This window comes from Pseudomonas rhizozeae, assembly GCF_031583775.1.
GTDB lineage: Bacteria > Pseudomonadota > Gammaproteobacteria > Pseudomonadales > Pseudomonadaceae > Aquipseudomonas.
In genome coordinates, this window is the sequence record NZ_JAVLSB010000045.1 from 102,192 (window position 1) to 116,811 (window position 14,620).

General features: G+C 61.2%; 11 protein-coding genes. 8 read left to right on the forward strand and 3 right to left on the reverse strand.

Annotated elements, in window-relative coordinates:
• Positions 1–58: 58 nt before the first annotated feature.
• The 3 genes from RG836_RS14910 to RG836_RS14920 form a co-directional block, all read right to left on the reverse strand.
• Positions 59–4,801 carry a dermonecrotic toxin domain-containing protein gene (locus tag RG836_RS14910; protein ID WP_310846790.1) on the reverse strand — a complete coding sequence of 1,581 codons (4,743 nt, stop codon included), beginning with the start codon at positions 4,799–4,801 and terminating at the stop codon, positions 59–61.
• 106 nt (positions 4,802–4,907) lie between these two features.
• Positions 4,908–5,636, reverse strand: coding sequence for a FadR/GntR family transcriptional regulator (locus RG836_RS14915; RefSeq protein WP_310846792.1), 729 nt, complete (start codon positions 5,634–5,636; stop codon positions 4,908–4,910).
• A 231-nt stretch (positions 5,637–5,867) separates the two neighbouring features.
• The gene (locus tag RG836_RS14920) at positions 5,868–7,604 is read right to left on the reverse strand and encodes an IlvD/Edd family dehydratase (protein ID WP_310846793.1); all 1,737 of its coding nucleotides are present in this window, start codon (positions 7,602–7,604) and stop codon (positions 5,868–5,870) included.
• 192 nt (positions 7,605–7,796) lie between these two features.
• Here RG836_RS14920 and RG836_RS14925 point away from each other — a divergent pair, with 192 nt between their 5' ends.
• The 8 genes from RG836_RS14925 to RG836_RS14960 all read left to right on the forward strand — a co-directional run bounded on the left by RG836_RS14925 (position 7,797) and on the right by RG836_RS14960 (position 14,616).
• On the forward strand, positions 7,797–9,119 hold the full coding sequence (locus RG836_RS14925) for an MFS transporter (protein WP_310846796.1): 1,323 nt from the start codon (positions 7,797–7,799) through the stop codon (positions 9,117–9,119).
• 148 nt (positions 9,120–9,267) lie between these two features.
• Positions 9,268–10,260, forward strand: a complete 993-nt coding sequence (araD1, locus tag RG836_RS14930; protein ID WP_310846798.1) for an AraD1 family protein — start codon at positions 9,268–9,270, stop codon at positions 10,258–10,260.
• 12 nt (positions 10,261–10,272) lie between these two features.
• Positions 10,273–11,853, forward strand: coding sequence for an aldehyde dehydrogenase (NADP(+)) (locus RG836_RS14935; protein WP_310846800.1), 1,581 nt, complete (start codon positions 10,273–10,275; stop codon positions 11,851–11,853).
• 186 nt (positions 11,854–12,039) lie between these two features.
• Entirely contained in the window at positions 12,040–12,336 is a 297-nt protein-coding gene (locus tag RG836_RS14940; protein ID WP_310846928.1) for a DUF5629 family protein, read from the forward strand.
• Positions 12,323–13,498: a lactonase family protein gene (locus RG836_RS14945; RefSeq protein ID WP_310846802.1), complete on the forward strand. Its 1,176-nt coding sequence runs from the start codon at positions 12,323–12,325 to the stop codon at positions 13,496–13,498. Before RG836_RS14940 ends, RG836_RS14945 begins: the two co-directional genes overlap by 14 nt.
• 156 nt (positions 13,499–13,654) lie before the next feature.
• A complete protein-coding gene (locus RG836_RS14950; protein WP_310846803.1) occupies positions 13,655–13,834 on the forward strand; it encodes a hypothetical protein in 180 nt (59 codons plus the stop codon).
• Between the two features lie 306 nt (positions 13,835–14,140).
• Entirely contained in the window at positions 14,141–14,353 is a 213-nt protein-coding gene (locus RG836_RS14955; protein WP_310846804.1) for a hypothetical protein, read from the forward strand.
• Positions 14,350–14,616, forward strand: a complete 267-nt coding sequence (locus RG836_RS14960) for a hypothetical protein (protein ID WP_310846806.1) — start codon at positions 14,350–14,352, stop codon at positions 14,614–14,616. Before RG836_RS14955 ends, RG836_RS14960 begins: the two co-directional genes overlap by 4 nt.
• Positions 14,617–14,620 lie beyond the last annotated feature (4 nt).

Consider the following 14,620-nt stretch of genomic DNA (forward strand, 5'->3'; position numbering starts at 1 on the left):
CGTTGCGACCCCTCAAGCCGCAACCCCCGCCGGGTTGCGGCTTTTTCATGGGTATTGATCAGGATTCGCTGGGCGCTACTGGCAGGAAATACTCGCCCGCCAGTTGCTGATCAATGACGCCGTGGTAGATCTGGATCTTCTGTGCCGGGTCCTTCGCCTTGGCCAACGCTGATTCGTAGGTCTCGAAGCGTTGTGGAATCGTTTTCAGATGCGCTGTGGTGAACGAGGTCTTATCGTCGGCCAGCGCGCCATAGTGGAAGTGGGCATACCACAACACCTGATCGTCGCGGCTGAACAGGGCATATTCCTGCATGAAGTCCCTCCGTCCGGTTTTCAACTGCACCCGCTGTCCGATGGGTTTCACGTACAGCGCCTGATGGCGCAGCAAGAACCGCACGCCGACGCTGGTGGGCATCTGCGCCAGCGTCAGCCGAGTGCGCAATTGCCTGGCTTGGTCCTCCAATGCCTGCGCCTTGTCTCTCAGATCGCTGATCAGGGCGGCATCTTTTTCAACGGCCGGTGAAGCGTCCTGGTGTTTGTCGAGGCTGTCGGCATAGTGAATGAGCTTTTGTGCCTCGCGCTGCATTTGCTCTTCGATGTCCCGTGGCGAGCTCCCGCCTTGCGCGTAGCCCTCTATTTTGCGTGCTTGTTCCTCGGCTTTTGCCAGCGCTTTGCGGGCATCGCCCCTGAGCTGTGGAAGCGGTATCGACGGTGGGCGTGAGGCCGGTACTGTGGCGTCGACGATCTCCACCCAGACATCGGGCGCGTGTTCATGAAAGGAGAGCAGCGCCTTGTCATCCATCGGTGCGTTGATGTCGACGATATCCCCGACCTGATTGGCCTGCCGTGGGCGCAGCTCACCGATTAACGTGCCTTTGGCTGTCTTGATCACCCGTTTGCCGCGGGCGGGGGATTTGCTTTTTTTCTTGGGCGTGCTTTTGGAGGTGCCCGGTACCTGAGATGAATTGTCATCCCGGTCAGTGCCTTGTTCAGCGGCAATTTGCTGGATTTCCTCCGCCATGCGTTGCTCGGCATCGCCGCATAGCTGATCAATGATGATCCGCAGTCGATTGAACGCCGGTAATTGCAGTTTATCGGCATTGAACACCCAGATAGCACCGAGCGCCGCCTGGGCATTTTTATACCGCTCCACCAGGTTATCGAGTACGGCGATCCGGTCACTGCGTTCGTAACCGAGCGTTGTTTGGAGTTCAGCGTGTGATCGCGACAGGATTTGCAATGGATCGACAATGGACTCCAAGGCGCTGATCACCTCGGAGTCGAAACCCGTGACACTCAATATGCGCAGGATCGTCAGTTGGTAAACCTTGACCCTCAGCGCAGTCAGTTCATTTTCCGGCCTGCCACTGTTCAGCGCTTCCAGGGTTTTCGCGCCGAATACGGGAATGAGTCTGAGCTCTTCGATACGACGGTCAATCTCTTCATACGCGTTGATCTGGGTATCGTTGATGTCTCGAACTTTCTCGGTGAATTCAAAGTAGCGATTCACCACGACGTCGCCCTCGGCGGTCAGGGCATCTTGGATAGCCTGCGGGCCACCTAGAAACTCGCTGTACTCCAGGCTGACGGCGCCACGCTCCAGATCGGCCATGACCACCCGTTTACGCAGGTTCCTCACGAGGTTGCCGAGCAGGCCGCTGAGCAACGACAGGTCCAGCGGCAGATCTGTCAGCACGCTGACTTCCCGGGTGCCGGCAATCAGCGTGGTGTAATTGTCCGTCTGCTTCTCCAGTTCCACCAGGTAACGTTGCCTGAAAGCGCTCCGTTCCTGTGGCGTGCTGCTGGCGCTGTTGTGTTTGAGGACCCTTAGATTCTCAGCAATATCGACGCGTTTTTGTACTTGCTCCTGCTGAGCGAAAAACTCGATGGATTGCAGCTTCAACTCTTCGATGCGCTGGCGACGTTTTTCCTTTTCGGCGGCGATCCGGCTTTTGCGGCCGCCGCCCACCAGTTTAAGGCCCTGGTCCAGCAACCATGTGCCTCGGCCATCGGTCTTGAGCTTGATACCGGGATGGTCCGGGTGCTCAGGATGCACTACAAAGACTTCGCCGAAGCCCGGTACGATCTGCACACGAAACAGCAGACCGGCGACGCTGGCGTGCCATTTATCGTTAATCCGGTACAAACCTCGGAACGGGCCGATGGCCAGCGGTTCCGGCAGTGGCGATGGCCATGGCACGCGCACCGCTCGCAGTTTTTCGAACAGCCGGGCGGAAGTGGAATCGCGTGCCACCGACAGGTTGAAGTCGAGCAAGGTATGGCCACTGCCTGGCGGTTCGAAGGGCAACCCCGGTGTCGCCTCGGTGACTTTTGCCGCTGCGATGGAAAAGGCCCGTGTAACAGATCGGCGGAGCGGGGCGAGAGGATCTGTCGAGGTCTGTTCTTCGATAAGGCGGGGCAATGGCGCGGCCTCGCTGTGGTTCTGCGCAACATGCAGCAGGACCAGCCCCAGGTTCAACAGCACATCAACCCAAGCCTGTTCCCGCGCCGTGGTGTTGTCGCTGTCCAGTGCTGGCAAGTCCTGGATCAGGCTGTGGGTGAGCTGCAGCATCCAGCCTGTCAGCATCGCAGGACCGCGCAACATGGGCAGGATCAGGTTGTTGAAGATCAGCCAGCCACCTTCCAGGAGGGTTGCCCAGCGGCTCTCGGCGTTGGAAACGGCTTGTCGATCCGCCTGTTCGACTAGCGCCTTGGCATTGCTGTCGAACAATTGGGCCAGCAAACGCCCTGCTTGCAGTGACGTGAGCCATTCGCGAGCGGTTTCATCCCCCGCCAGCGTCGCCGGCAGCGGTTTCGTCGGCGGCGAAAATTCGTCTCCGGGATGAAAATGCACAATGTGCGGTTCGTTGAAACCGTTGTTGGCATACACGGGTCGGGCGCGGTCGGGCAGCCAGGTCAGCACACTGGTTTGCAGGTCGCCCGATTGGGCGATGGCGTCGAGCAAGGCCTGTCGATGTGGAAACTGCTGCAGTGCCGGCGAATACAGGGGGCGATAGAGAATGCGCGGGCCATCCGCCTTGAGCTCCCGTGGTTCTATGATGAACATGTTGCTGACCAGGTCAGCGTCTGCCTGAGCTTTTCTTATAAAACCGAGCGGACGAATGACGACGGCCTGTTCATCGACCCTTCGCTCGGCCTGCGTGCTGTGCATTAAGGCATCGATATAGCGGTAGCCTTGGCGAGTAAAGCCATGCTCGGCCTTGATCGATTGTTCAAGCGCCAGCAGGGGCAAACGCACGGATAATTCCAGGCCAAACAATCTCGCCCGCTCCCGGGCTTCGGCGGTGTCCGCTAACAACTCGCGGCGAATCAGTTCCGGGTACTGAGTGCCGACGTCGACCCGGCGCACCAGATCCAGCAGGTACGCCTCGGTGGTCCAGGCCTGAATCAATTGCCCGCCGGTATGCCGGATGGTCACCCGGCCCCTGGGGCGACCGGCAAGGTTCTTGATCGCCAATTGTGTCAGCGACATTTTGACCGGTTCGAGGAAACCGCTGCCCAGGTCGCCGACGGGCACATGGAAGGTCAATTCGAGCTGATCGGCGTCGTAACCGGGGGCTAGGGGTTGGTCCTCGAGCATCTGTCGGTGCAGGGCTTTTCTAGTGAAGGTATGCAGGTCGTCGATGCCGGTCTGGAAGGTGCGGCCACCGGTCCGTTGCTTGATGCCCGCCAGTGTCAGCAGGTGCTTGCGATACGCCATGCGATCAGCCGCCTCGGCGCCTTGCAGCCATGGCGGGAGACTGGCCGCGAGGAGCTGCAGACTCAGGGGGTTTTGTGTATCCACGGCGGGCTTCGTGAACGGCGCTGCGACGTCGGTGATGGCATCGCAACGTTGCTCCAGCTGCGCAAGACCCTGGCGGGCCGGGAGCTTCAGCGCCGCCAGCCCTTCCAGTTGCTGACTCAGCAGCAGCGCGGCCTGGGTGTCGAAGATGTTTCCCTCCGGTTCATAGCGCTTCCAGGTGATCGCGTCGGCAACGAAGGCTTGCTCGAAGCGTGCTGCCCAGGCCAGGCCAAACGCCTCCAGCGAAGGGAAGGGTTCGATTCCGCCCGTGACACTGCACAGCAATACAGCGCCATCGCTGATCAGCAAAATGTCGGGACTTTGCAGGTTGATCGAGCGCTTGCCCACGCTCAGGGTGGTTTGCAGCGTGCAGGCCTGGATTACGCCTTCAGCCCAAGGGGCCTCGAGTCGTTGCTGTTTATCCGGTTGCCGGCATAGCTCGGTGAGTATCTCGGCGTGCACCGGGTTAACAGCGGCGTGCCGCACGGCGGCGGTTTTCAGGATGCCGGCGAGCAAGTCGCCCAGCCATCGCCAGCGCGTTTCCCCAGTGCTGGCGGATTCGTTCCAGAACTCGCTGAGTGCTTCCTGAAAGTCGACAAACACCACCGCCGGCAACTCACGAATCAGCTCGGCGATCACTTGCATGTCTGGCTCGCGATGGCTGCTGCTCTCCAGCCTTAGATGTGTCGGTGGCTGATTGGTGAGAAAACATGGCCGGCCGAATTGTTCGCTGAGTGCCGGTGCTACGCCGCTGGCCAAGTAGCTGAGCACCACATCCAGCAGCAGCGTGAGGCGCCAGCCACCCTCTGGTAGCGGTTGGCCGATGCGGGTCAGGTGGGGATCGAAATCCAGCGGCGGGTATTTTTCCAGCAGCGCGTCCTTGAGCAGACGGGCCGTGACCGAGCGCAAGGTCGGACGACCGCTGAAACGCTCGCGGATACTGCGCGCAATGATCTCGCCCGGCACAGGGGCGGCCGGCGATGAGGCAGGTAACGACATGATGCAATCCTTTGCATGGTTGAGTCTTAAACCTTAAGTCGAGGATAAAAAGAAGGTGCGGTAATTATGTACCGCACCTTTTTTGATTAACGCTGAACGGGTTACTTCAATGGCCGTTGCCAAGGTCGCTGCCCAGCACCACATCCAGCGCACTGCGCGCGTCATCCAGTTGCACCAGGGTCGCGTGCCGCGCGCCGAGGGCATCGCGGTTTTCGATGGCGGTTAAAATCGCCTTGTGCCGCGGCATGGCCAATTCGTGCAGGTTCGGCCGCTGGTTGGAGTGTTTCAAGGCTTCGCCGATGGCCACCGAGAGCATGTTGCACAGGTTCGCCAGCAGGTCGTTGTGGGTCGCGTCGGCGATGCGGCTGTGGAAGTCGAGGTCAGGTTGCAGCAACGCCTCGGGCGTCGGTGCGGCTTCCATGCGCTGGTAGGCTTCGGCGATCGAGGCGATATCCTCGTCGGTAGCGTACTGCGCGGCGAGGGCCGCAGCGGCAGGCTCAATGATGCTGCGCACACTGGTGAGCAGGCCGAAGAATTCGTTTTGCGGGCTGCTTTGCATCAGCCAGTGCAGCACATCCGGGTCGAGCATGTGCCAGTCGCGACGCGGCTTGACCACCGTGCCCACGCGCGGTCGGGAATACACCAGTCCCTTGGCCACCAGTACCCGAGTGGCTTCGCGCAATACCGGGCGGCTGACCGCGTACTCCTCGCACAGCAAGGCTTCGGCGGGCAGTTTGTCGTCGGGCTTGAAGCGGCCGGAGACGATCTGCATGCCCAGTTCCTGGACGATGCGCGAATGCATGCTTTTGCGGTCGGAGGGTTTGCGGTAGTCCATGGGGCGCGGCGCGATCCTGTGCGATGGGGGTGGCGCATGATAGCAGGCACGAGGGGAGTGCATCAGTCTGCAGGTCGGAGGGGTGTGGCGAGGGAGCTTGCTCCCGCTCGACTGCGCAGCAGTCGCCAATAAGCTGCCGCATCGTCACCGATACTGGCAGTAGCCCATTGGGGGGTGCTTCGCACCCCAGCGGGAGCAAGCTCCCTCGCCACAGGTTGTGCAGGGCGCGGGTCAGTGCGAGTGCCGCGGCACCTCCGCCCCACGGCAGCCGACCAGGAAGTCAAAGTCGCAGCCCTGATCCGCCTGCAACACATGGTCGATGTACAACTGACGATAACCCCCGAGCAGCAGTTGTTGCGGCGGTTGCAGGTCCGCCATGCGCGCGGCCAATTCAGCGTCGGAGATGTCCAGGTGCAGACGGCCGCTGGCGCAGTCGAGTTCGATCCAGTCACCTTCCTTCACGGCGGCCAACGGACCGCCGGCTGCAGCTTCCGGGGCGACGTGCAGCACCACGGTGCCATATGCGGTGCCGCTCATGCGTGCGTCGGAAATCCGCACCATGTCGGTCACGCCCTGGGCCAGCAGTTTGGCCGGCAGGCCCATGTTGCCGACTTCCGCCATGCCCGGGTAACCCTTGGGTCCGCAGTTTTTCATGACCAGGATCGAGTTGGCATCGACGTCCAGTTCCGGGTCGTTGATCCGTGCCTTGTACATGTCGAAGTTCTCGAACACCACCGCGCGGCCGCGATGCTGCATCAGTTCGGCGGTGGCGGCGGACGGCTTGAGCACCGCGCCGAGAGGTGCCAGGTTGCCGCGCAACACACAGATGCCGCCGTCGGCGCGGATCGGGTTGTCGAGCGTGCGGATCACTTCGTCCTGGCCGTAGATGGGCGCGTCCTTGGTGTTCTCGCCGAGGGTCTTGCCGTTGACCGTGAGGGCGTTCGGGTGCGGAATCAGGTTGGCTTCGCCCAGACGCCGCAACACTGCCGGCAAGCCGCCCGCGTAGTAGAACTCTTCCATCAGGAAACGCCCGGACGGCTGCAGGTCGACAATGGTCGGCATGCCTCGGCCGATGCGGGTCCAGTCGTCCAGTTCAAGGTCGACGCCAATGCGTCCGGCGATGGCTTTCAAGTGGATCACGGCGTTGGTCGAACCACCGATGGCGGCGTTGACGCGAATGGCGTTTTCGAAGGCTTCCTTGGTCAGGATCTTCGACAGCTTCAAGTCTTCACGAACCATCTCCACTGCTCGCATGCCGGACATGTGCGCCAACACATAACGCCGGGCATCAACCGCCGGAATCGCCGCGTTGTGCGGCAGCGAGGTGCCCAGGGCTTCGGCCATGCAGGCCATGGTCGACGCAGTGCCCATGGTGTTGCAGGTGCCAGCCGAGCGGGACATGCCGCCCTCGGCCGCGAGGAAATCGTCAATCGTAATGGTGCCAGCCTTGACTTGTTCGCTGAGCTGCCAGACCACGGTGCCGGAGCCAATGTCCTGGCCCTTGTGCTTGCCGTTGAGCATCGGTCCGCCGGTGACCACGATCGCCGGCACGTCGCAACTGGCGGCGCCCATCAGCAATGCAGGGGTGGTTTTGTCGCAACCGGTGAGCAGCACCACGCCGTCGATCGGGTTGCCACGGATAGCTTCTTCGACGTCCATGCTGGTCAAGTTGCGGGTGAACATGGCGGTGGGGCGCAGGTTCGATTCACCGTTGGAGAACACCGGAAACTCGACTGGCCAGCCGCCAGCCTCGATCACCCCGCGCTTGACGTGCTCGGCAATCTGGCGGAAATGCGCGTTGCACGGGGTCAGTTCCGACCAGGTATTGCAGATGCCGATGATCGGCTTGCCGTGGAACTGGTGGTCGGCGATGCCCTGATTCTTCATCCAGCTGCGGTACATGAAGCCGTTTTTGTCGGCGGTGCCAAACCATTGGGCCGAGCGCAGGTTGGGTTTCTTATCAGACATGATCGATTCTCTTATTGTATGACTATATGGTTCGAGCTAAGGCGTAACATAAGCTCAATTTCCGCCGTTTGGAAGTGTTGTTGGGTAATTAGTATTACTATATAGTCCTTTTCAACGGAGGGCTGGCCCTGGCGATTCTCGCGAGAGGCGGCTCCCGAGGTTCTATAACAACAACAATCGGAGACCGATCTCATGAGCCAGGAACTGCGGCTTATTCGTCGCATCACGCTGAAACTGATTCCCTTCCTGATCCTGCTGTACTTGATCGCCTATGTGGATCGCTCCGCCGTTGGCTTCGCCAAGCTGCACATGGGCGCCGACATCGGCATCGGTGACGCCGCCTACGGCCTCGGCGCCGGGCTGTTCTTCATTGGTTACTTCCTGTTGGAAATCCCCAGCAACCTGATGCTCGAACGCTTTGGCGCGCGGCGCTGGTTCGCGCGGATCATGGTCACTTGGGGTGCGATCACCATCGGCATGGCCTTCGTCCAGGGGCCGCACAGTTTCTATGTGATGCGCTTTTTACTGGGTGCCGCCGAAGCCGGGTTCTTCCCGGGCGTGCTGTACTACATCACCCAGTGGTTCCCGGTGCGCCATCGCGGCAAGATCCTTGGCCTGTTCATCCTCTCGCAACCGATCGCCATGCTGATCACCGGTCCGGTCTCCGGCGGCTTGCTAGGCATGGACGGCATCCTCGGCCTGCACGGCTGGCAATGGCTGTTCATCGTCATCGGCACCCCGGCGATCCTGCTGACCTGGCCGGTGCTGCGCTGGTTGCCGGACGGCCCGCAACAGGTGAAGTGGATGGACCAGGCAGAAAAGGACTGGCTCAGCGGCGAGCTGAAAAAGGACCTGCAGGAATACGGCCAGACCCGCCACGGTAATCCGCTGCACGCCTTGAAAGACAAACGGGTGTTGCTCCTGGCGCTGTTCTACCTGCCGGTGACCCTGAGCATCTATGGCCTGGGCCTGTGGTTGCCGACGCTGATCAAGCAATTCGGCGGCACCGACCTGGTGACCGGTTTCGTGTCGTCGGTGCCGTACATCTTCGGCATCATTGGCCTGCTGATCATCCCGCGCAGCTCCGACCGCTTGAATGACCGCTACGGCCACCTCGCCGTGCTCTATGTGCTCGGCGCAATCGGTCTGTTTCTCAGCGCCTGGCTGACGGTGCCGGTACTGCAACTGGCTGCGCTGTGCCTGGTGGCGTTCGCGCTGTTTTCCTGCACCGCGGTGTTCTGGACCCTGCCGGGGCGTTTCTTTGCCGGCGCCAGTGCGGCGGCGGGGATTGCCTTGATCAACTCGGTCGGCAACCTCGGCGGTTACATCGGTCCGTTTGTGATCGGCGCATTGAAGGAATACACCGGCAATCTTGCGTCGGGCCTGTACTTCCTCAGCGCGGTGATGGTGTTTGGCCTGGTGCTGACCGGCGTGGTCTACCGCTTGCTGGAGCGCAAACATGTGCTGCCGACGGAGCAGTTTGCGGCCAGTGCGCGGGGCGCGACCCGTACTTGAAACATTACGCAAAACCTTGTGGGAGCGAGCCTGCTAGCGAAGGCAGAGTGTCAGTCAACCAAGATGTTGGATGTGATGGCCTCTTCGCGGGCAGGCCCGCTCCCACAGTGGGCGGTGCCGACTTCAAGACTGTTTACAGGAGAAAATCATGCGTTTAGTTCAGTTCGAATTGCTCAATGGCGAGCGCCGTGTCGGCGTGGTCGAGGACGGTCTGGTGCGGGAAGTGCAGGAAGCGCGCACGGTGCGTGAGCTGGCGCTGGCGGCGATCGAGGCCGGCGTTGGTCTGCAACAGCAGGTTGAGACGCTGGGCCTGGGCATCAGCCATGACTACGCGCAGTTGCTTGCCGAGGTGCGCATCCTGCCGCCGCTGGATCACCCGGACCCGGCGCACCTGTTGGTCAGCGGCACCGGCCTGACGCACCTGGGCAGCGCTTCGGCGCGGGACAAGATGCACCAGCACGGCAACGACGAAGCAGCAATGACCGACACCATGCGCATTTTCAAATGGGGCATGGAGGGCGGTAAACCGGCGGCGGGGCAGGCCGGTGTGCAACCGGAATGGTTCTACAAGGGCGACGGCAGCATTGTGGTGCGACCGGGGCAGCCGTTCCCGGTGCCGCTGTTTGCCGAAGATGCCGGTGAAGAGCCCGAACTGAGCGGCCTGTACGTCATCGGCCATGACGGCAAACCGTATCGCCTGGGGTTCGCGGTGGGCAATGAGTTCTCCGACCATGTGATGGAGCGTAAGAACTATCTGTACCTGGCGCACTCGAAACTGCGCAGTTGCAGTTACGGCCCGGAGCTGCGGGTCGGTGAATTGCCCCAGCACTTGTCCGGCAGTACGCGTATCCTGCGTGACGGTGAAGTGCTCTGGCAGAGCGAGTTCCTCACGGGTGAGGCCAACATGTGCCACAGCCTGGAAAACCTCGAGTACCACCATTTCAAATACAGCCAATTCCTGCGGCCGGGGGATGTGCACATCCACTTCTTCGGCACCGCCACGTTGTCCTTCGCGGACGGCATTCGTACTCAGCCCGGCGACGTCTTCGAGATCAGCCAGGCCGAATTCGGTGCGCCGCTGGTCAACGGCATTGCCCCGGTTGACGCGGCGTTCGCCCCCGGGACCGTCGGCACCTTATAACGGAGATACGGCATGACTCAGATTCTCGGTCACAACTACATCGGCGGCCAGCGCAGCGCGGCCGGTACGGTCACCCTGCACAGCGTTGACGCCACCAGCGGCGAGCAACTGCCGCACACTTTCTACGAAGCCACGCCAGAGGAAGTCGCTGCCGCCGCCCAAGCCGCAGCCGGTGCCTACCCGGTCTATCGCAGCCTCAGCGCTGCTCGCCGCGCCGAATTCCTCGACGCCATCGCCGATGAACTCGACGCTTTGGGCGATGATTTTGTCGCCGTGGTCTGCCGCGAAACCGCATTGCCAGCCGGGCGTATCCAGGGTGAACGTGGTCGCACCAGCGGCCAGATGCGTCTGTTTGCCAAGGTCCTGCGTCGTGGTGATTTCTACGGCGCACGCATCGATCAGGCACTGCCGGATCGCCAGCCGCTGCCACGTCCGGATCTGCGTCAGTACCGCATTGGCCTCGGCCCGGTGGCGGTGTTTGGCGCCAGTAACTTCCCGCTGGCGTTCTCCACCGCCGGTGGCGATACCGCGTCGGCCCTGGCCGCCGGTTGCCCGGTGGTGTTCAAGGCCCACGGCGGGCACATGGCAACTGCCGAGCAGGTCGCTGATGCCATCCTGCGTGCGGCGAAAAAAACCGCGATGCCGGACGGTGTGTTCAACATGATCTATGGTGACCGCGTTGGCGCGGCACTGGTCCAGCATCCCGCGATTCAAGCAGTGGGCTTTACCGGTTCGTTGCGCGGCGGTCGTGCTTTGTGCGACATGGCGGCGGCCCGTCCGCAGCCGATCCCGGTGTTTGCCGAGATGTCGAGCATCAACCCGGTGATCGTCCTTCCGCAAGCCCTGGCTGCACGCGCGGAAAGCGTCGCCCGCGACCTGACTGCTTCGGTGGTTCAGGGCTGTGGCCAGTTCTGCACCAATCCGGGCCTGGTGATCGGCATTCGCTCGGCGGAATTCAGCGCGTTCGTGGCGCTGGTCAGTGGCCTGATCAACGACCAGCCGCCGCAGACCATGCTCAACGCCGGTGGCCTGGACAACTACGGCAACGGCCTCAAAAAACTCCTCGGGCATCCGGGCATCGAGCATCTGGCGGGTCATCCACAACAAGGCAAGCAAGCGCAGCCGCAGTTGTTCAAGGCTGATGCCAGCCTGTTGATCGACGGCGATGCGGTGCTGCAAGACGAAGTCTTCGGCCCGACCACGGTGTTTGTCGAAGTGGCCGATCAGGCGCAACTCAGCGCCGCGCTGCACGGCCTGCACGGGCAACTGACTGCGACCATCATCGGCGAGCCGGCGGACTTCGAACAGTTCGGCGAACTGACACCGTTGCTGGAACAAAAAGTCGGGCGGATTCTGCTTAACGGTTACCCGACCGGCGTCGAAGTCTGTGATTCGATGGTGCATGGCGGGCCATACCCGGCCACCTCCGATGCCCGTGGTACTTCGGTCGGCACCCTGGCCATCGATCGTTTCCTGCGCCCGGTGTGCTTCCAGAACTACCCCGACAGCCTGCTGCCGGACGCTCTGAAAAACGCCAACCCGCTGCAGATTCAGCGTCTGGTGGACGGCCTGCCGTCGCGCGAAGCGCTGTAAGCAACCCCGTAAAACCTGTGGGAGCGAGCCTGCTCGCGAAGACGGATTGTCAGCCAACTCTGATGTTGAGCGGATGACCCCTTTGCGCGCAGGCTCGCTCCCACAGTGGTTTGTGGCGATCGGAAAATCGGGGAGAGCGGTCGGATGCGCTATCATTCCGGCTTTCCCGCCAAACGACTGATCGCCATGACCGCCGAAACCAATACCCTACTCAATGCCCTCGAAACCGCCACCATGGTGGAAATCGACGGGTTGCACGCCTTCGAGTTCGAGCTCGATGAACAGGACAACCTGCACATCGAATGCATGGACGGCCGTGCGGCGAAACATTGGGAGTTCACCATGGTCGAGATACTCGACGCGACGTTCGATGAGACGTTGCACAGCTGGCTGATCACTGGGACGTCCGGCGAACACCGTTTGGTGTGCATGGACGCCTTCAGCGGCAGCAACGACGAGGATGACACGGATGAGGATGCGTAATTTCTGGCCATTGTTGATGGCCGGCAGCGTGGGGGCGATGGGGGTGCAAGCGGCGCCCGTCGACAGTCATGAGTTGCTGGTCGGCTCGTACACGGCGGGGCAGAGCCAAGGGATTTATCGCCTGAGTTTCGACAGCCGTACCGGGCAGATCGCGAGCCAGCCCTTGCAAGTGATCAAGAGTGAAAACCCGTCCTGGTTGACGTTATCGAAAGACCAGCGCCGGGTGTTCGTGGTCAATGAAAACGGCCCCGGACAAACCGACCCGGTCGGTAAAGTCAGCAGCTACGCCATCGACCCCAAGACCCACTCCCTGAGCCTGATCAACCAGGTGCAGTCGCTGGGCAACGAGCCCACCCATTCCAGCCTGAGCGCCGATGCCTCGCATCTGTTCGTCAGCAACTATTCGGTAACGGAAGATCCGGGCGGATCCCTGGCGGTCATCCCGGTCGGCAGCGACGGCAAGTTGCTCCCGGTGGTGCAGATCAGCAGCCACCCGGCGAGTCGCGTTAACGCCGAGCGGCAAAGTTCGGCGCATGTGCATTCGACGGTGTCCTCCCCTGATGGCCGCTTTGTGTTCTCCAATGACCTGGGCGCCGACAAGATCTTTGTCTACCGCTACGATCCCAAGGCCAATCCGCAGTTGCCGCTGACACCGGCCGATCCGCCGTCGGTGCCATTGCCGGCGGGCGGCGGTCCGCGTCATCTATTGTTCAGTGCCGATGGCAAACACGCCTGGCTGACCATGGAAATGAGCGCACAGGTGGCGGTGTTCGACTACCGGGACGGCAAGCTGACGCGAAAGCAGTTGGTCGATCTCGCGGTCGATCAGCCGCAATCGGACAAGGCCGGAGCGGCGTTGCATGCGTCCGCGGACGGCAAGTTTCTATACGTCAGCAACCGTGGCACCGCCAATCAACTGCTGGTGTTTGCCATCGACGCCCAGACCGGTGAGCTGAAGGAGCTGCAGCGGCGCTCGGTGGAAGGGGATCATCCGCGAGAATTGGCCCTCGACCCGAGTGGCAAATTCGTCTTGATCGCCAACCAGAAGAGCAACCAGATTGTGGTCGTCGAGCGTGACCCCAGCAGCGGTATGCTGGGCAAGACTGTGCAAAAACTGCCGATGGACGCGCCGAGCGACCTCAAGTTTCTGCTGCGTCAATAGGCCGCAGGCCCCGGTTGCCGGGGCCTTTACCACAGTATTAATGAAGTTGATATTCGCTAATGCTACAAAGCATTTCAGCGTGCGCAGTCTCGAAGGTTAAGTTTGCTCCACGGCCCAACCGGGCAAGCAAGCCAACTGAATACGAGGACTACCGCTATGAACTTCAATCTCTTCTCCATCATCGCCGCTTCCGCCATCTCGGCGACCGTTGCCCTGCCAGCCAGCGCCAACGTCGAAATCAACAGCAAAAAATCCGGCACCCAGAGCTACACCCAGAAATACCTGCAACAGAGCGCCAACTTCTACGCCGCACTGGATCACAAAAGCCAACACTGAAAGCTACAGGCCCTGACTTTATGCAGGAGCGAAGTCACTTAGGACATCGGCCCGCCCCAGGTCGAAAACCCAAGTGATGTCGCTCCTGCATAACGTATGTACGACCGCGCAAAACCTCCCCGCTGTGTTGCTGCATTCCCCCTGATTCGTTCGCTGCCGCCCCCGTATTTGCTGGGCCGCATGCCGTACGCCTTAAGTTTTCCCGATCAATAAATCTGATGGTCACTATGGATTTTCACCGCTAACTGGCGACCGGGCATTTGAGGGATTCTGTGCCAACTGAAACACGCCCACGGAGTCTCCCCAATGGCCAGTGCAATCCTTCAATCCGCCAAACACGGCGCCTACCTGGCCATCGGTCTCTATGTAGCCATGGTTCTGGTCGTCACCCTTGGCGTGCAAGCCCAATCGTCCGTCGAAGCACCGATCGAGGTCGCCCAACCCGGCATTCAGTTCGAACACCGCGCACAAACCGTAGTGGTCGATCACAGCGAAATATCAGGAGTGGCCGGAGCATGAAAGGGCGCAGATTATGGGCGGTCGGCTTTCTCGCCTTCATGACCAATGGTGCATCGTTGCTGGGCTGCGGTGCTGGTTCGGCCGGCGCGGTGGCACGCTCGATCGAGTTCAATCACAACCTGGTGCGCAGCATCGAATTGGCCAAGGCCATCGAAGCAGCGCAACTGGCCGGCAACCCGCCTGCTCGGGAAGAGAGTGAAGCGTATTTCGGCCCGTTCGAAGTGGATTGCTCGGCATTGAACATGTGCAGCGTGTTGGCCTGACGGT